Source organism: Halomicrococcus gelatinilyticus, assembly GCA_024227995.1.
Taxonomy (GTDB): Archaea; Halobacteriota; Halobacteria; order Halobacteriales; family Haladaptataceae; genus Halomicrococcus; species Halomicrococcus gelatinilyticus.
Window position 1 is genome coordinate 125,310 of sequence record CP100467.1, and the last position, 18,010, is coordinate 143,319.

An 18,010-nucleotide genomic window follows, 5' to 3' on the forward strand; every position below is an offset into this window, starting at 1 on the left:
CGGGGAGGGGCGTCGCCATCCCGGCGGCCGAGGCGACGCACGGTCCGGATTCGACGGTGGTCACTCGACCGACCCGGCGGCCATCTTCGCGTCGAGCCAGCCCGCCAGCTGGTGGCGGTGGGCGAGGATGCGCAGCGCCGTCGTCCGGTGGCCGGTCGGGTACTCGACAGACGACGCGCCCGGCCACTCGCCGAGAAGCGACTCGACCGTCTCCGCCGGAACCTGCCGGTCCCAGCGGCCGTAGACGACGTGCACGTCGGACTCGTCCGGGACGGGCGACCCCAGGCGTTCCGGCGTGATGGGGGCCATCGCACGCCGGACGTCCGGGTCCGAGAACCCGGCCTGGTTCGCCGCGCGCCGCATCCCGGCCGCTATCGGCGCTCGCTGGAGGGTCTCCGCGAAGTCGACCGCGGGGACGGTGAGGACGCCACCATCCACGTCGGCCATCGTGAGCGCCTGGGCGGCGACGTTCCCGCCCAGGCTGACGCCGGACAGGTAGACCTCGTCGTAACCCTCCTGCTGCAGCGTGGCGACGAGGCGCCGGACGTCGGCGACCGCCTGGACCACCCCCTCGACGAACCGCGGGACGTCGCCGGAGAGCAGGTACTGGCCGGAGTACTCCGACGTGGGCGGTGCCCGCCCCATGTGGTACGGCGCGGCCATCGCGAAGACGTGGGCGTTCCGGCGGAGCAACGGGACCGAGATGAGCCGTTCGGCCGCGAACGACGGGGCGAACGCGCCGTGGAGCATGACGACCGCGGTCGACGCCGTCTCGCCCCCTTGCCCGTGCCAGCGGAGGCCCGTGACAACGTCGTTCGCCTCGTGCGGCGATTCGACGGGCGACGCGAACTCGAACGGCCGTTCGACCCGTGGGACGTGGCTCGGCGGGAGGCGACGCCAGACGGACGCCTCGAGCTCGGTCGGCCCGAGCGAGAGGGTTCCGGCGTCGACGTCGGGGTGCACGTCCCGCGGGTCGGGTTCCGTGAACCGGTCGAGTTCGGACGGGTCGGACTCGACCGGCGCCTGTTCCTTCCGGGACCTGAACCACCCCTCGACGTCGTCGGCGACCTCGTGGACGTTCATGCGGACGGTACCGTCGGTGTCGATGATAAGTTCGGGGGCCGACCGCGAACCGCGGCGGGAGGCGAATACGTCACCCGCTCACGAATCGGACTGGTCGAGGTCGCGCAGGATGCGGTCGGCCACGTCGGTCGTCACGTAGTAGGTGTGCTTGCGGTGGGTCTCGTCCTTCGGCTTGAGCTTCCGTTCGGTCCCCTTGATGATGCTGCCCTCGTAGGTGGTCACGAGCCCGACCCGCCGCATCGCGCGGTAGAGCCGCCGGACCGTCTCGAAGTCGCGGTCGAGTTCCTCGGCGGTCATCCGGGGGTAGTCCGGCCCGCCGCGCGAGAGTCGGCGCGCGAGCGTCGCCGCGCCGTCGACCCAGCGCAGGAAGTTCGCCTTGCCCTCGCGCTCGCCGAGGAACCGGAGGAGGTGGTCGCCCTCCCGCGACAGCCGGTAGTAGGTGTGGTGCTGGTGGGTCTCGTTCGCCTTCTTCAGCTTGACGTCGCGGCGCTTCAACATCCCCGACTCGATGCGTTCGAGCACGCCGGCGGTCACGAGGTCCTCGCACGTCTCGGCGGTCCGCTTGCGGTCGGCCGTGAGGTGGCCGGCCATCGAGCGCGGGTAGTCGCCCTCGACCGTGTCCAGGTGGTAGAGCACGAGGAAGGCGAGCGGATGCGGCGGCACCGCCGCGAGTTCGCCCGCGACCGCCTCCCGTTCCGCGAGTTCCGCTTCGAGTTCGTCCGCGCGCTCGTAGCGCTCCTGGGCGTTCTCGGCCGCGCTCTGTGTCAGGTCGAGCGTCACCTCGACGTCGTCGCCGACGGGCGACGCGAGCGTCAGCGCGAGTTCCTCGTCGTCCCAGTGGTCGCCCTCGCTGTGGCGGGCGTCGTCGAGCGCCGACCGCACCGTCTCGATGCGGGTGAAGATGGTGTCCGCCTCCAGCCGGAGTCGCTCGATTGCCGCCTCCGAGACCATATCCGGACGTGGACCCGGGAGCGAAAAACGCTTTCCCCCTCGACGGGGCCGCGACCGCGGGGAGACCGACGGCCGGTGATCGAGCCGACAGCTTTTGGCTTCTGCAGGCCGAGAGTCACCCCTCAGATGCGACGCCGAACCGCGGTCGCGCTCGCGGTCCTCCTGGTTGCGCTCGTCGGCACCGCCGTCCTCGCGCTCGGAGCGGAAGGGCCGTCGGACCGTCGGCTCGTCGAACGGTGGGCGAGCGACGCGACGGGCGAGACGCCCGGCAACCACCACGGACCGGCCGTGGCGCGCGTCGACGGACGACCGGTCGCGTTCGCCCCGCTCAACGGCCTGCCGAACACGTCCACCTGCCGGCTGACGGCGCTCGACGCGACGACCGGGGACGCGGAGTGGCGGTACGGGGTTCGGCCGTCGAACTGCACGGTGCACGCCGTCGCCGACCCGACCGTCGCGGACTACGACGGCGACGGGACGATGGAGGTGCTCACCGCCACCACCGCCGGGGAGGTGGTCGCCGCGAACGCGCGGACGGGCGCCGTCGAGACGCGGTTCCCCCTCGACCACTACGGCTACACCCGGCCGGTGGTCGCCGACCTCCTCGGCGACGGCGACAAGGAGGTGATCGCCGCCGACGTCACCGGGTCGGTGCACGTCTTCCGGGCGGACGGGTCCACCGCGTGGTCTCGGAACCTCTCGGGCTACACCTGGGGCCAGCCGGCCGTCGCCGACTTCGACGCCGACGGCGCTCCCGAGCTGGTCGCCGGGTTCGACGTTGGTCAGTTACGTCTGTTCGAGCGGGACGGCGCGTCGGCGTGGCCAGCGCCGAAGCGGTTCGACACCTCCATCACCTGGATGACCACCGGCCAGGGCGACGGCGACCCGGCCGTCGAGATCGTCGTCGCGGGAGCCGACGGCACCGTCGCGATGGTGGACGGTGCGACGCGAGAGACGGAGTGGCGCCACGACTTCGGGAAGTTCGCGGCGGTCCACGCGTTCGGCGACGCCGACGACGACGGGCAAGCGGAGGTCTACGCGACGGCGCGGGACGGGAAGCTCCGCAGCATCGGGGCCGACGACGGGCGCGTCGAGTGGACGACGACGCTCACGTCCGCGGACGTCCCGATGATGCCGCCGCCGACCCTGGGCGACCCCGACGGCGACGGGGACCAAGAGCTCGTCGCCGCCGCCAACGACGGGACCGTGGCCGTGGTCGCCCCCTCGACGGGCGAGGTGGTGGAGTCGTACAGCCGCGAGCAGGCCATCCTGACCCGCCCGCGGCTTGCCGACCTCGACGGCGACGGCGACGACGAGATGCTCGTCACCTACGCGTACGGCCGCGTCGTCGCGCTCGACTACGCCCGATGTGACGTCACGGATAGCATCGGGTGCGTCTTCGGCTGACCTGGGGCGAGCGACCTGGCCGTCGGTCCCGTGGCGGAGTGGGCGACCAACAGACCGCGGGACGCCGCCGTCGTGTGCCGCGGTAACATTCACCGATAGCTATAGGTGGTTGTAGGTGTTGGGGAGCCAACATAAACATGCAGGTCGGCATCGGGGTCCCGAACACGCTGCACGGCGCCGACAGACAGCTACTCCTCACGTGGGCCGAGCGAGCGGACGACGGACCGTTCACCAGCCTCGGGGTGTTCGACCGGCTCCGCTACCACGGCCTCGACCCGCTGGCGACCCTCTCGACGTGCGCCGCAGTCACCGAGGACGTCGAACTCGCCACGTCCATCGTGGCGGGGCCGCTGCGCCGCGACGCGATGCTGGCGAAGAAGGCGGCGACGGTCGACGTCGTCTCTGACGGGCGGCTCACCCTCGGACTGGCGCTCGGCGCGCGGCGCGACGACTACGAGGCGGTCGACGCGGACTTCGAGCGGCGCGGCCGCGAGTTCGACGAGCAACTGTCGCGGCTCCGCGACTACTGGGAGGGCGACGACGTCGGCCCGGACCCCGTTCAGGACGGCGGCCCGACGATCCTCGTCGGGGGCGAGAGCGACCACACCTACCGCCGGGTCGGGCGGTTCGCCGACGGGTACGTGCACGGCGGCGGGCCGCCGCGGGCGTTCGGGCGGCAGGCCGAGCGCGCACACGCCACGTGGGCCGAATGCGGGCGGCCGGGCGACCCGGAGCTGTGGGGCCACGGCTACTTCGCGCTCGGCGGCGAGGACGCCGCGGAGCGGGGCCGAGAGTACCTGCTCGACTACTACGAGTTCACCGGACCGTTCGCCGAGCGCATCGCGGACGGCCTCCTCACGACGCCCCAGGAGGTGATGCAGTTCGTGCGCGGCTACGAGGAGAAGGGCTGCGACGAGCTGTTGCTGTTCCCGACCGTCGCCGACGAGGAGCAGTTCGACCTGCTGGTCGACGTCGTCGGCGACGAGTGGGATGGGAACGGCGGGGAGCGGGACGAACGTGGCGGTGGTGGCGTGCGCGACGGGAAGCAGCACAGTTCGGAGCGAGGTGGTGGGTCGTGAACCTGACCGTCGTCGGGGGCGGCCCCGGCGGCCTGTACGCCGCGCTGCTGGCGAAGAAGTCGTTCCCGGAGTGGGACGTGACCGTCCACGAGCGCGACCCGGCGGACAACACGTACGGGTGGGGCGTCGTCTTCTCGGACGCCACGCTCTCGTCGCTCCGGGAGGCCGACCGGGCGAGTCACGAGCGCATCACCGACGCGTTCGTGCGCTGGGACCCCATCGACGTCTTCTACGACGGGGAACAGTTCCGCTGCGGCGGCCACTCCTTCGCGGGCATCATGCGCGCCGACCTCCTCGCCGTCCTGCAGGACCGCGCCGCCGACCTCGGCGTGGAGTTGCACCACGGCGAGGCGATAGACGACCCCGGGGCGCTCCGCGAGGAGGCGGACGTCCTCGTCGGCGCGGACGGACTCGACAGCACCGTCAGGGAGACCTACGCCGACGCGTTCCGCCCGAGCGTCAGCGAGGGGTCGGCGCGGTTCGCGTGGTTCGGCACGTCGAAGCCGTTCGACGTGTTCACCTTCGTCTTCCGCGAGAACGAGCACGGCCTCTGGCGCGTCCACGCCTACCCGGGGCGCATGAGCACGTTCATCGTCGAGTGTACCGAGGACACCTGGCGGGCCGCCGAGATGGACAGGGCGGACGAGGACGAGGCGCTCGCCTACTTCGAGGACCTCTTTTCAGACCACCTCGACGGCCACCCCCTGGAGTCGAAGCTGTACGCCTGGCGGACGTTTCCCACGGTGACGAACGCGTCCTGGTCGCACGAGAACGTCGTCCTCGTCGGCGACGCGGCCCACACCGCCCACTTCTCGGTCGGCTCCGGGACGAAGATGGCGATGGAGGACGCCATCGCACTGCAGGAGGCCTTCGAGGAGCACGGCCGCGACCTCCGTTCTGCGTTCAACTGGTACGAGAAGGAGCGCCGACCGCGCGTCGAGGCCATCCAGGACGCCGGCGAGCGCAGCGAGACCTACTTCGAGACGGTCGAGCGCTACCGGAACCTGCAGCCGCGGCGGTTCGCGTTCAACCTGCTCACGCGTAGCGGCCGCGTCTCCTACGACGACCTCCGGGTGCGCGACCCCTCCTTCGCCGACCGGTTCGACCGGTGGTTCGCGGCGGCCGAGGGCGACGGCGCGACGGCGGTCGCCAGTCCGCCCCTGTTCGAGTCGTTCGACCTGCGAGAGACGACGGTCCCGAACCGCACGGTGATGACGCTGCCGCCGACGGACGCCGCGACTGACGGCCAGCCGACCGAAGTGTACGAGGACCGCCTCGTCGACGTCGCCGAGCGCGGCCCCGGGATGGTCCTCACCGACCCGCTCGCGGTGACGGCGAACGGCCGCATCACGCCCGGGACGCCGGGGCTGTACGACAGCGACCACGCGGCCGCCCTCGACGACGCCCTCGACCGCGTTCGAAAGGGGTCCCCGACCGAGTCGGCCGTCGGCGCGCACCTCGTCCACGCCGGCCGCCGCGGTGCGACCCGGTCCCGGGCGTACGGCCTCGACCGCCCGCTCCCCGACGAGGAGCGCTGGGAGCTGTTCGCGCCCTCCGCGAAACCGTACGGGCCGGCCAGTCCGACGCCGACCGCGATGGACGACGACGACCGCGACCGGGTCAGGGAGGCGTTCGAGGCCGCCGCCGAGCGCGCGGACGCTGCCGGCTTCGACCACGTCCAGGTGCACGCCGGCCACGGCTACCTCCTGTCGAGCTACCTCTCGCCGCTGGCGAACGACCGGGACGACCAGTACGGCGGGTCGCTCGACGACCGGATACGCTACCCCCTCGCCGTGGTCGAGGCGGTGCGCGACGCCTGGCCTGCCGAGAAGTCGCTCGGCGTGACCCTACAGGCGACCGACTGGCACCTCGACGGGTTCAAGACGCGTGAGGCGTACGAGGTGGCCCGCGAACTGAAGTCGCGGGGCTGCGACCTGCTGGCGGTCGTCGCCGGACGGGCGTCGGTGCGCGAGCGCCCGACCTTCGACACCGCGACGCTCGGCCGGTTCAGCGAGAAGTTCCGCAACGAGGTCGAGATACCGACGCTCTCGACCAACTACTGCACGACGTACGACGAGGCGAACACCCTGGTCGGCGGCGGTCGAGCGGACCTGGTGACGTTCCACCCCGGAGGCGGCGGGACCTGACGGCCACCCTGTCGACCGGTGCTGCTGGCCCCGATATTTTCGGACCCGGGACAGCGCTTAAGATGCCGGCGGACGTGGTGCGGTGGCATGGAACGGACGGTCCTCGACCCCGACGAGCTCGCGCCACCGAGCGGGTTCAACCACGGGATAGCGGTCGACGGCGGACGGACGGTCTACCTCGCCGGGCAGGACGCGACGGGGCCGGATGGCGACCTCGTCGCGCCCGGCGACCTCGTCGGCCAGTTCGAGCGGGCGCTGGCGAACCTCGCGGCGGTCGTCGAGGAAGCCGGCGGCACGAGCGAGGACGTCGTGCGGCTCACCATCTACGTCGCCGACCGCGAGGAGTACCGGGCGAACCTCGGCTCGCTCGGCGAGGCGTTCGGGCAGTACTTCGAGGAGTACCCCGCCGTCGCGCTGTTCGAGGTGAGCGGCTTCTTCAGGGAGGCGGCGCTGGTCGAACTCGAAGGAACCGCCGTCGTCGACGGAGACACCGATGCTCGATGAGTTCGCGCTCGACGGCGACCACCTGGCCCACCGCGAGACGGTCCGGGAGTTCTGCGAGGGAGAGGTCGCGCCCCACGTCGATGCGTACGAGGAGTGCGGGGAGTTCCCGGACGACCTGATTCGGCGCGTCGGCGAGGCGGGGCTGACGGGCGTCCCGTTCGACGAGTCGGTGGACGGCGCCGGACTGGACTACCGCTCGTTCGCGGTCACGGTCGAGGAGCTCGCCCGCACGTGGAAGCTCGTGGCCGGCGCGGTCAACGTCGCCTGCGGGCTGGTGGGATACCCCATCGCTGAGTTCGGCGCGGACTGGCAGCGCGAGGAGTGGCTCGCCCCCGTGTGTCGCGGCGAGTCCATCCCGGCGCTGGCGATGACCGAACCGGAGGCGGGGAGCGACGTCGCCGCCATGTCGACGACCGCCCGCCGCGACGGCGACGAACTCGTGCTCGACGGCCACAAGGTCTGGACGACCAACGGCGAGGCGGCCGACCTCCTGCTCGTCGTCGCCCGCACCGTCGACGAAGAGGAGGACGGCGACGGTGGGACGGACGCCGACGGCGAGCGCGACGACCGCGGCCACGACGACCTGAGCCTCGTGGGCGTCCCCGACCCGGCCGACCGCGACGGCCTCTCCTTCGTCCGCTCGATACCCTGCATGGAGGGCGACGCGGCCGTCGAGAGCGAGATCCGCTTCGACGGCGTCCGGGTCCCCGCCAAGAACGTCGTGGGGGAGGAAGGGCGGGGGTTCCGGTACGCGATGGAGGGGCTCGACGTCGGCCGCATCGGGACGGCAGCCCAGGGCGTCGGCATCGCCCAGGGGTCGCTGGACGCGGCGAAGTCGTTCGCCGACGAGCGCGAGCAGTTCGGCCGGCCCATCCGGGAGTTCCAGGGCGTCGGCTTCAAGCTCGCGGACATGGCGACGCGGACGCGGGCGGCGCGACTGCTGACGACGTACGCCGCCGCCCGGCGCGACGCCGGCGACCGCGTCACGCAGGACGCCGCGATGGCGAAGACGTTCGCCACGGACGCTGCGATGGACGTCGCCACCGAGGCGGTCCAGGTGCTCGGGGCACGGGGGTACTCCCGCGACCACCCCGTCGAGCGCTACATGCGCGAGGCGAAGGGCACCCAGATCTACGACGGGACGAACGAGGTGAACCGCCTGGTCGTCCTCGACCGGATGTACGCCTGACCCGGGTCCGTTCCGACCCGAACGCATTTCTGACGTCGTTCCGTCCTTGCATCGATGAGCCACGAGACGGCGACGCGCTACTTCGCGGACCTGCGCCCCGGCGAGACGTTCGCCCTCGGGTCGGAGACGGTCACGGAGGAGGAGATGCTGGCGTTCGCGGACCGATACGACCCCCAGCCCATGCACACGGACCCGTCGGCGACCGAGGAGTCGCTGTTCGACGGGGTCGTCGCCAGCGGGTGGTACACGGTGGCCGTCAGCATGCGGCGGTTCGTGGCCGGCGTCGTCGAGGACGCCGGCGTCGCCGTCCGCGCCGGCGTCGCGGTCGAGGAGTTGCGGTGGCCGACGCCGGTCCGACCGGGCGACACCCTCCACGGGACCGCGGACCTGCTGGACTGCGAGGACTGGAGCGAGGACCTCGGCGTCGCCCGCTTCGACCTCCGGATGCGGACCGACGACGGCGAGGTCGTGCTGGAACTGACGAAACAGGTCCTCGTCGAACGCGGGGTTTGATACGACGCGCCGTCGACGTCGGGCCATGGTCGACCTGGACTTCACCGGGCAGACGGTGGTCGTGACCGGCGGGAGCCGGGGCATCGGGCGGGCCATCACCGAGGCGTTCGCGGACGTCGGCGCGGACGTGGTGCCGACGTCGCGGACGGAGGCGGACGTCGCCGACGCCGCCGAGGCCGTCCGGGATCGCGGCGGCGAGTCGCTGGTCGTTCCCACGGACGTGAGCGACCGCGACGCAGTGGCGGCGCTCTTCGAACGGGTCGAAGACGAGTTCGGCGGCGTCGACGTCGTCGTCAACAACGCCGGCATCAACCCTCGCGGAGCGCTCGGAGAGCCCTCGGCGGTCGAGCGCGAGGAGTTCGACCGGACGCTCGACGTGAACCTCCGCGGCGCGTTCGCGTGCGCGAAGGCGGCGGGGCCGGCGCTTCGCGAGTCGGGCGGCGCGCTCGTCAACGTCGCCAGCGTCGGTGGCGTGGTCGGCATCCCCCGCCAGCATCCGTACGTGGCCTCGAAGCACGGTCTCGTCGGCCTGACCAGGAGCCTCGCGCTCGACTGGGCGCCCGAGGTGCGGGTCACCGCCGTCGCACCCGGGTACGTGACCACGGACCTGACGGCGGAGTTGCGGGAGAACGAGGACCTCTACCGCAGACTGGTCGACCGGACGCCGATGGAGCGGTTCGCCGACCCCGGGGAGGTCGCTGGACCGGTCGTCTTCCTCGCCAGCGACCTCGCGTCCTACGTGACCGGCGAGTGCCTCGTCGTCGACGGCGGCTGGACCGCCGAGTGAGAACCGGGGGAGAGCACCGGAACGGGACGGACAGCGCCCTTTTCACTCTTGATGGGGGGTGCCCGCCGGGCGACCGGACGGATCCGGCCGTACCTTTTTTCGACCAGGCGTGGTGCGGGAAGACATGGCAGACGTGAACGCCGAGTTCGACGTCAGCGAGGGCGTCGCCCGGGTCGTGCTCCGGCGCGAGGACGCGCTGAACGCCATCGACATGGAGACCAAGCGGGCCATCACCGACCGACTCGGGGCGTACCGCGACCGGGACGACGTGCGCGTGGTCGTCGTCGAGGGCGCGGGCGAGGCGTTCTGCGCCGGCGGCGACCTGGACGAGGTGGTCGAGCGCGACTACGCCCTCGAACCGTTCACCGAGTCGTGGGAGGAACTGTTCACGGAACTGCGGACGCTGCCCCGGCCCACGGTGGCGAAGGTCGACGGCCACGCCTACGGCGGCGGGTTCGACCTGCTGCTGCACGCGGACATCTCCGTCGCCGCCGAGGACGCCCGCATCGGACAGCCGGAGTCGTCGCTGGGCATCGTCAACCACTTCTCGCCGCCGGAGCTGCTGGGGCGGGTGGGGCTGCCGACGACGATGGACCTGCTCATGACGGGCGAACCCATCTCCGGGGAGCGCGCCGACGAGGTCGGCCTCGTGTCGCGGAGCGTCCCCGCCGAAGAACTCGACGCGACCGTCGAGTCCGTCGTCGAGGCGCTGAAGGCGACGAGTCCGCGCGTGCTGGAGCACCTCAAGCGCGGCGTCTACGCCAGCGCGGAGATGTCGCCGACGGCGGCGAAGTCGCACCTCGAAACGGCCGCGCTGGAAGCGGCGCGGTCCGACCCGGACTACCGGGAGGGCGTCGACGCCCAGCGGGAGGGCCGCGAACCTGACTGGCCGGAGTGACAGCCGCCGCTGGCCGCACCGGGGCCGACGGCGACTCGCGAGACGAAGAGCGACATTCCCGACCGGTTAGTTGTCATCGGTTTTGCGTCTTCGTCGCCAGGTACGTGTCAGCACCAGTGAAATTGTTTCGGGGCGACGCGCGAGTGCCGGACAGACGACCGAGGACTTCGGCGACGCGAACGGCACCTCACTGGATAGCTGTGTCCCCTACCGCACATATTTATACAGGGATACCGTGACAATTTGGCAAGCATGTCAGACGGCGACTTCGAAGGGTACGGCGGACGACACGTTCCCGACCCCCTTCTCGAACCGCTCGACCGACTCGCCAGCGCGTACGACGACCTCGGCGACACCGAGGAGTTCCAGTCGGACCTGCAGGAACTCCAGCGGGAGTTCGCCGGGCGGCCGACGCCGCTCTACTACGCCCGCAACCTCAGCGACCGGTACGGGGCCGACGTCTACCTCAAGCGCGAGGACCTGCTGCACGGCGGCGCGCACAAGATAAACAACACCATCGGCCAGGCGCTGCTCGCGAAGAAGGCCGGGAAGGAACGGCTCATCGCCGAGACCGGGGCCGGCCAGCACGGCACCGCGACGGCGATGGTCGGCGCACTGCTGAACCTCGACACCGAGATCTACATGGGGAAGAAGGACGTCGAGCGCCAGAAGATGAACGTCTTCCGGATGCGCCTCATGGGCGCGGAGGTCAACGAGGTCACCCGCGGCGGGTCCGGCCTCGCCGACGCCGTCGACGCCGCGCTGGAGGACTTCGCCGCGAACGTCGACGACACCCACTACCTCGTGGGGAGCGTCGTCGGTCCCGACCCCTTCCCGCGGATGGTCCGGGACTTCCAGAGCGTCATCGGCCAGGAGGCGCGCGAACAGATGCTCGACCGGACGGGCGAACTGCCCGACGCGGCGGTCGCCTGCGTCGGCGGCGGGTCGAACGCCATCGGCCTCTTCCACGCGTTCCGCGACGACGACGTCGACTTCTACGGCGCGGAGGGCGGCGGCGAAGGTCCCGACTCCGAGCGCCACTCCGCGCCGCTTGCACAGGGGCAGGACGACGTCCTGCACGGCATGAAGACGCGCGTCATCGACGACGACGTCGAGGTCCACTCCGTCTCGGCGGGGCTGGACTACCCCGGCGTCGGCCCCGAGCACGCCATGTTCCGCGAGATTGGGCGCGCCGAGTACACCGGCGTCACCGACGACGAGGCGCTGGCCGCGTTCCGCGAACTGAGCGAAGCTGAAGGGATCATCCCCGCGCTGGAATCCAGCCACGCCGTCGCGCACGCCATCGACCTCGCCGAGTCCGGCGAACACGACACCATCCTCGTCAACCTCAGCGGGCGCGGCGACAAGGACATGGAGACCGCCGCCGAGCAGTTCGACCTGAGCTAGTCGAGCGACTCGAAGAACGTCCGTTCGCGGTCGGCGAGGTCGGACGCTTCCTCGCCCGCCCGTTCGAGGAGTCGCTCGCGCTCCGACGCGTCGGCCTCGCTCGCGTCCTTCAGCGTCCCCGCGAGCGCCGTCCAGTCGTCCGCGATGCCGTGCAGTCGGTCGGCGCTCCCGGATGGAACGTCGATTTCAGACTCCACCTCCGCCAGGAAGTCGGCGTAGAGTCGCCGGAACGCGCCGCCGCCCGTCCCCCGGCGTTCGATGTTCTGGTAGGCGAACCTGGCACACCAGTCGGCGTCGTCCAGGCCGTGCCACGACGGCAGTTCCTCGGCGAACCGCTCGATTCCCCGGACGCCCTGCGTGTCCCACCCCGTGTCCGCGGGCGCGAGCATCAGTTCCGTCGTGCGGTCGACGGCGTCGCGGGCCGCCGTCTCGACGTCGCGTCCCAGTTCCGGGTCGGTGACCGCGAGCCAGCGGTTGTCCAGCGGCGCGAAGCCGTGGTCGGACCCCCAGGCCCGCCGGAGAGCGTCGGTCGAAACGCGCTGGCGCTCGTCGAACTCGCTGTCGGAGAGGACCACCTCGTCGCCGTCGACGCCGACGCAGAGGAGGACGTGCGGGCCGAAGTGGGTGTCCGTCCCGAAGTAGTCGAGGTAGTAGAGGTCGACGAACAGCATCACCGGCGTCCCCGCCTCGACGCGGGCGCGGACCTCGTCCCACGCCGACTCCCAGTCCTGGCCCGAGCGGTCCTCGTAGCCCACATCGAGGTGGTCGAAGAAGTTGGTCTCCAGGTGGCCGTTGCGGCCCATGATGAGTCGGCTCGCGGGACCGCCCTCGTAGTAGCCGAAGCCGAGTCCGGCACCGAGACCGAAACAGAGCGGCTCGTCGAAGTCCCAGCCGTAGTGGGTGGCGAGGTTGCGCAGCGACGACGACCCGCAGTGAGCGCCCGGCGAGTGGACGTAGTCGGATAGTGACATGGGGGACGGTTTTCGCTCGGGTCCCAAAGCGATGTCGACAGCGGGGCGCGAGGCGAACGAAAGCAGCCCGGAATCCAGGGTCGTGTCGTCGGCCAGCCTGCTCGCTGTGTGTGATGAACCGGCAATATTTCCCTCCGATCCGACGATTGTTCTAACTACAGGCCATATTGGTTACTACATGCTGGGAAACTCGTGGTTCCTTTAAGTATTCGGTGTGACCATTGAGGCCATGGCGACCGACCAAGCGGGACTCACTGCCGGCGAAGACCTCTCCCAGGACATCTCTGGCGGGAAACGACTCGACGACGACACGTTGCATCGACACCTCCAGAACAACATCCGCGGTATCATGAACTCGACGGGTGCGGCGATGCGGATCCTGGACACCGACTTCAACGTCGTCCTCGAGAACGACCGGATGAAGGAGATGGGCGGCGTCGAGGCCGAGGGCACGGACCTGAAGTGCTTCGACCAGTTCTGCAACCCGGAGGTATGCGGGACGGGGAACTGCACGCTCAAGCAGATCGTCGACGAGGGCAAAGAGGAGATCCGCGTCGAGGTCGAGAAGGAGAGCTACGACGGCCGCGTCGTCCCGACCGAGCTCGTCGTCCGCCCCATCCGCGCGGAGGACGGCGAGGTCGTCGCCATCAGCGAGACGTTCCACGACATCTCGACCCGGAAGGAGGCGACGGGCCACATCAAGAGCGCCGTCGACGACCTCAAGGCGTCCTCCCAGCAAGTTGCCGAGAACTCGGAGGAGATCAGCGCCCGCGCCGACGACCAGCTCTCCTCCATCGACGAGGTGGCGAGCGAAGTGTCGTCGCTGAGCGCGACCGTCGAAGAGATCGCGGCGACCGCGGACGAGGTGCGCGACATCAGCGACACCGCCCGCGAGAAGGCCGAGGAGGGCGAAGACGAGGCCCAGACCACCATCGACATCATGGACGAGATCGAGCACGCCTCCGAGGGCGTGATGACGGACGTCGAGGACCTGCAGGAGAGCATCCAGCAGATCGACGAACTCGTCGACGTTATCAACGACATCGCCGACCAGACCAACCTGCTCGCGCTCAACGCCTCCATCGAGGCCGCCCGTGCCGGCGAGGCCGGCGACGGTTTCGCCGTCGTCGCCGACGAGGTGAAGTCGCTCGCCGAGGAATCCCAGGAGCGCGCGAGCGAGATCGAGTCCATCGTCGCCGACATCCAGGAGAACTCGGACGAGACGGTCGAGAGCCTCGAACGGACGAACGACGTCGTCCAGGGCGGCGTCGAGCGCGTCGCGAGTTCGAGCGAGACGTTCCAGGAGATCGCGGCGGTCGTCGAGGACGCCTCCGACGGCGTCGAGGAGGTCGCCAGGGCGACCGACGACCAGGCGGCCAGCGCCGAGGAGATCGCGGCGATGGTCGACGAGACGGCGGAGGGCTTCGAGCAGGTCGCCGACGAGGCCGAGGCGATCGCGGCCGCGAACGAGGAGCAGACGGCCCAGATCGAGGACATCAGCCGCGACGTCGACGAACTCGACAGGTTCGACGTCCAGTCGGAACTGTAGTACCTGCTACGTCGAGCTATCCGACGCGTATCGCGAGAGCAGGAGTCCGACGACCATGAGCGCGGCACCGACCGGTTCGCGCCACGCCACGACGCTCGGTTGGTCGACGATGACGGCCGCGGCGACGTCGTCGGCGAACATCGCGATAGCTGCGCCGAGAAAGAACAGCGCCGTCCCGAGTTCCCGAACGCGGCTCCGACTGGTCGCTACCGACCGATAGACGGCGAGCGTCGCGGCGACCAGATACAGCCCGATGGCGAGCGTCGTCGACCCGTCCACGTACGTACCGGGCGGATTCGGCCAGGCTGACACTAAGCGTTTCGGGGGTGCAAGCGTTGGCGATCCCGTCGACGTCCGAGACGACTCACTCGGTCGACCGACGGTGGACTGTCATCGGGATCTCGTTCTTCGGCCGGGCCGTGACGGTCGCCATCAGGTCGAGGTCGGTCCCCGGTTCGAGTTCGAGGTGGTACTGCTGGTAGATGGTGGCGAGCAGCAGCCGTGCCTCCAGCATGGCGAACCGTTCGCCGATGCAGCGTCGGGGGCCGGCCGCGAACGGGAAGTAGGCCAGTTTCGGCAGCGACTGCTCGAACTCGTCGGTCCACCGGTCCGGTTCGAACGCGAGGGGGTCGTCGTACCACCGGGGGTCGCGGTGGACGACCCACTGGTGCATCCGGACCGTCGCGCCCGCCGGAATCTCGTACCCGCCGACGATGTCCGGTTTCACGGGCTCCCTGACGATGCCGGGCACCGGCGGGTACAGCCGCATCGACTCCTTGACGACCCGCTCCGTGTAGGTGAGGTCGTCCAGGTCCGCCATCGTCGGCGTCCGACCGTCGAGCACGTCGTCCAGTTCGGCGACGAGGTCCTCCTCGACGGAGGGATGCTGGGAGAGGACGTACGTCGTGAGCGTCAGCGAGAGCGCCGTGGTCTCGTGGCCAGCCAGCAGCAGCGTCACGACCTCGTCGCGGATCTGGTCGGTGGACATCGCGTTGCCGCCCTCGTCGGTGGCGTCCAGCAGCATCGAGATGACGTCGTCCTCGCCGGGGTCGGCACGTCGCTTCTCGATCATCTCTGTGACGACGCTGTCGAGGCGCTCGCGCGACCGCCGGATGCGGCGTCGCGACGGCGTGGGAATCTCCGGCGGGAGCACGAGGTTCGGGAGGTTCTCCGTCGCCTCCATGAACTCTTCCAGCGCGGAGGCGATGGTGTCGACGTGTTCGTCGATGTCGACGCCGAACAGCGCCCGGGCGACGATGCGGAGCGTGACCGTCATCATGTCCTCGTGGACCAGTCGCGTCTCGCCGTCCGCCCACGAGGCCAGCATCTCCTCGGTTTCGTCCGTCATCATCTCGGCGTAGCTCCGGATGCGGTCCGGATGGAAGGCGGGCTGGATGAGGTGACGGTTGCGCCGCCAGACCGCGCCCTCGCTGTTCAGGATGCCGTTGCCGGTGATCGGTTCCAGGATGTTCTGGAAGTCGTCGCCCTTCACGTAGTTCTCGTTGTTCTGGACGAGGACGTGCTCGATGTACTCGGGGTGGTTGAGCTGGTAGATCTGTCCGCTGACGTCCTCCCAGTGGGCGATATCGCCGTACTGGCGGGCCGTCCGCGTCATGAACCCGTACGGGTCACGGACGAACGCCAGCTTGTTCCCGATTATCGGCAGTCCCTGGGGGCCGGGCGGCGTCTCGCCGCTGACCGGCGGGGTGTCGCGACTCATGTGGTTCGGGATACGTGCCCGACGACGGTACGTCTTGACCCGAGCATCCTAGACGGATTTAACCGTCCGCGGCGGGAAGTCCCGGCGATGCGATACGCGACCGTGACCCTGGTCTGGAACGACCGCCCGGTCCACCCCGTCGACGACATCTTCGCGTCGTCGGACGCCGTGGCGGTCGAAGCGGTCCGCTACGTGAGTCCCGTCCACGAGGGACGGTACGTCGAGTTGCTGGAACTCTCCGGCGACCTGGCGGCGGCCCGGACACTCCTCGCCGCCGCCGAGGACGCCATCGAGTACGACGTCACCGGGACCGGGGAACGCGGCGTCGCGTACGTCCAGTGCCGGACCGCCGGACTGGTCGAGGACCTCCTGGCCATCCTCCGCGAACACGACATCGTCCTCGACTGGCCGATGCGCTACGTCGACGCCGCGGACGACCGCGGACTCACCGTCACGGTCATCGGGACGAGCCAGGCCATCCAGCGAGCGGCAGCGGACCTGCCAGACGGCGTCCGCCTCGACGTCGAACGGCTGGGCGAGTACGAGCCGTCGCCGGACCGACTCGCCTCGGTGCTGACCGACCGCCAGCTCGAACTGTTCGACCTCGCCGTCGAGGAGGGGTACTACGAGGTGCCGCGGGAGACGACGCATCGCGCCCTGGCGGCAGAACTCGACCTCTCGCCCGGGACGGTGAGCGAACACCTCCAGCGGGTCGAGTCGAAACTCGTCTCGGCGTACAGCTCCGCCTCGCGGCGCTGATCGTCGGAGCCGCCCGCGACCGGGAGGCGAACGACGCGTGCACAGCAGCGAGCCGGAGGCTCCGTTTCGACCCGTGGGAATCGGCAGAACTGTTAATAATATCCAGTTCGTAGTTAATAACACAGATGGTCGGAGAACACGCGGTACGGGAACGGCTACGGCACCGCGACGTCGGGCAGGGGTGGCTTCTGGGGGCGGCAGGCGGGTTCGCCCTCGTCGCGCTCACGGTGGTCGCGCTGGGGACGGGGGTCAACTGGAAGCTCGTCGCGATCTCGTGGACGGCGTTCGGCGCGATGGCGCTGGGCGCACCGCTCGGCGCCCGCGCAGCGGCGTCCGAGCACCCGCTCGAACCCGTGTGGGAGTACGGACTCGCCAGCGGAGCGATGGTGGCGAGCGCCGCGCTCTTCCTCGTCCCGCAGGCGCTCGGCCAGCACGGCCGCTTCGGGAGCCTCGGCATCGCCGTCGGCTTCCTCGCGGGGTACGTCGGGCACACGCTCGGCCACCGGCTCACGCACCTCGACGTGCCCGTCGACCGGACGACGGCGGAGTTGACGGTGCACGCGCTGTTCGCCGGCGCCATCATCGGCGGGATCTACACGACGATGCCGTCGCTCACGTCGGTTCTCGGCGTGGCACTCGTCGCCCACAAGGCCCCGGCGGGCTACGCCGCCGCACGTCGACTCGCGGACCAGCGGCGCTCGGTTGGCGCGCTGCTGCTGCCGGCGGCGGCGGTCGGACTCGTCGCGCTCCCGGTCGGCATCCTCGGAATCGCGCCGAACAGCGGACTCCAGGGCCTGTTCTTCGGCGTCGCTGCGGGCGTGTTCCTCCACGTCGCCGTGGACCTGCTCCCCGAGTGCACGACCGGGAGCGAGAGCTGTCCCGCCGGGTCGTTCGACGGCGACGTCCACGCGTTCCGCGACCGCCTGCGGGCCCACGCGGCCACGAGCGCCGTCGTCGGCGCGGCGGCGGTCGTCGCCGCCTGGTGGGTCGTTGGCTGACGCCCGTTCACGGTGGCGCGCAGGACGGCGCGACCCGCGCACGGTCGA

Annotated in this window: 17 protein-coding genes; 12 read left to right on the forward strand and 5 right to left on the reverse strand. The window is 70.4% G+C overall.

The window, feature by feature from the left end; genetic code table 11:
- Positions 1–60 precede the first annotated feature (60 nt).
- Positions 61–1,083, reverse strand: coding sequence for an alpha/beta fold hydrolase (locus tag NKT36_RS17870; RefSeq protein WP_327054099.1), 1,023 nt, complete (start codon positions 1,081–1,083; stop codon positions 61–63).
- Positions 1,084–1,161: 78 nt separating this feature from the next.
- The gene (locus tag NKT36_RS17875) at positions 1,162–2,034 is read right to left on the reverse strand and encodes a DUF2250 domain-containing protein (RefSeq protein ID WP_327054100.1); all 873 of its coding nucleotides are present in this window, start codon (positions 2,032–2,034) and stop codon (positions 1,162–1,164) included.
- Positions 2,035–2,160: 126 nt separating this feature from the next.
- On the opposite strand from NKT36_RS17875, the gene NKT36_RS17880 reads away from it, so the two are divergent.
- From NKT36_RS17880 to trpB, 9 genes are all read left to right on the forward strand, one after another.
- Positions 2,161–3,441: an FG-GAP-like repeat-containing protein gene (locus NKT36_RS17880; protein ID WP_327054101.1), complete on the forward strand. Its 1,281-nt coding sequence runs from the start codon at positions 2,161–2,163 to the stop codon at positions 3,439–3,441.
- A gap of 137 nt (positions 3,442–3,578) precedes the next feature.
- A complete protein-coding gene (locus NKT36_RS17885; RefSeq protein WP_327054102.1) occupies positions 3,579–4,520 on the forward strand; it encodes an LLM class flavin-dependent oxidoreductase in 942 nt (313 codons plus the stop codon).
- Complete coding sequence (locus tag NKT36_RS17890; protein ID WP_327054103.1) at positions 4,517–6,667, forward strand: oxidoreductase; 2,151 nt, start codon at positions 4,517–4,519, stop codon at positions 6,665–6,667. Before NKT36_RS17885 ends, NKT36_RS17890 begins: the two co-directional genes overlap by 4 nt.
- Positions 6,668–6,754: 87 nt before the next feature.
- The gene (locus NKT36_RS17895) at positions 6,755–7,171 is read left to right on the forward strand and encodes a RidA family protein (RefSeq protein WP_327054104.1); all 417 of its coding nucleotides are present in this window, start codon (positions 6,755–6,757) and stop codon (positions 7,169–7,171) included.
- Entirely contained in the window at positions 7,161–8,360 is a 1,200-nt protein-coding gene (locus tag NKT36_RS17900; RefSeq protein WP_327054105.1) for an acyl-CoA dehydrogenase family protein, read from the forward strand. The genes NKT36_RS17895 and NKT36_RS17900 overlap by 11 nt, the downstream gene beginning before the upstream one ends.
- A gap of 54 nt (positions 8,361–8,414) precedes the next feature.
- Entirely contained in the window at positions 8,415–8,873 is a 459-nt protein-coding gene (locus NKT36_RS17905; RefSeq protein WP_327054106.1) for a MaoC/PaaZ C-terminal domain-containing protein, read from the forward strand.
- 25 nt (positions 8,874–8,898) lie between these two features.
- On the forward strand, positions 8,899–9,660 hold the full coding sequence (locus NKT36_RS17910; protein WP_327054107.1) for an SDR family NAD(P)-dependent oxidoreductase: 762 nt from the start codon (positions 8,899–8,901) through the stop codon (positions 9,658–9,660).
- A 124-nt stretch (positions 9,661–9,784) separates the two neighbouring features.
- On the forward strand, positions 9,785–10,558 hold the full coding sequence (locus tag NKT36_RS17915; RefSeq protein ID WP_327054108.1) for an enoyl-CoA hydratase/isomerase family protein: 774 nt from the start codon (positions 9,785–9,787) through the stop codon (positions 10,556–10,558).
- A 252-nt stretch (positions 10,559–10,810) separates the two neighbouring features.
- Entirely contained in the window at positions 10,811–11,965 is a 1,155-nt protein-coding gene (gene trpB / locus NKT36_RS17920) for a tryptophan synthase subunit beta (protein WP_327054109.1), read from the forward strand.
- Here the strand turns inward: trpB and NKT36_RS17925 are convergent.
- A complete protein-coding gene (locus NKT36_RS17925) occupies positions 11,962–12,936 on the reverse strand; it encodes a BtrH N-terminal domain-containing protein (RefSeq protein WP_327054110.1) in 975 nt (324 codons plus the stop codon). The genes trpB and NKT36_RS17925 overlap by 4 nt on opposite strands.
- A gap of 229 nt (positions 12,937–13,165) precedes the next feature.
- On the opposite strand from NKT36_RS17925, the gene NKT36_RS17930 reads away from it, so the two are divergent.
- Positions 13,166–14,485: a methyl-accepting chemotaxis protein gene (locus NKT36_RS17930; RefSeq protein WP_327054111.1), complete on the forward strand. Its 1,320-nt coding sequence runs from the start codon at positions 13,166–13,168 to the stop codon at positions 14,483–14,485.
- Between the two features lie 6 nt (positions 14,486–14,491).
- Here the strand turns inward: NKT36_RS17930 and NKT36_RS17935 are convergent, their stop codons facing one another.
- On the reverse strand, positions 14,492–14,764 hold the full coding sequence (locus NKT36_RS17935; protein ID WP_327054112.1) for a hypothetical protein: 273 nt from the start codon (positions 14,762–14,764) through the stop codon (positions 14,492–14,494).
- An 85-nt stretch (positions 14,765–14,849) separates the two neighbouring features.
- The gene (locus tag NKT36_RS17940) at positions 14,850–16,205 is read right to left on the reverse strand and encodes a cytochrome P450 (protein ID WP_327054113.1); all 1,356 of its coding nucleotides are present in this window, start codon (positions 16,203–16,205) and stop codon (positions 14,850–14,852) included.
- A gap of 87 nt (positions 16,206–16,292) precedes the next feature.
- On the opposite strand from NKT36_RS17940, the gene NKT36_RS17945 reads away from it, so the two are divergent.
- Positions 16,293–16,964, forward strand: coding sequence for a helix-turn-helix domain-containing protein (locus NKT36_RS17945; protein ID WP_327054114.1), 672 nt, complete (start codon positions 16,293–16,295; stop codon positions 16,962–16,964).
- Positions 16,965–17,089: 125 nt separating this feature from the next.
- The gene (locus NKT36_RS17950; RefSeq protein WP_327054115.1) at positions 17,090–17,962 is read left to right on the forward strand and encodes a ZIP family metal transporter; all 873 of its coding nucleotides are present in this window, start codon (positions 17,090–17,092) and stop codon (positions 17,960–17,962) included.
- The last annotated feature ends 48 nt before the right edge of the window (positions 17,963–18,010 follow it).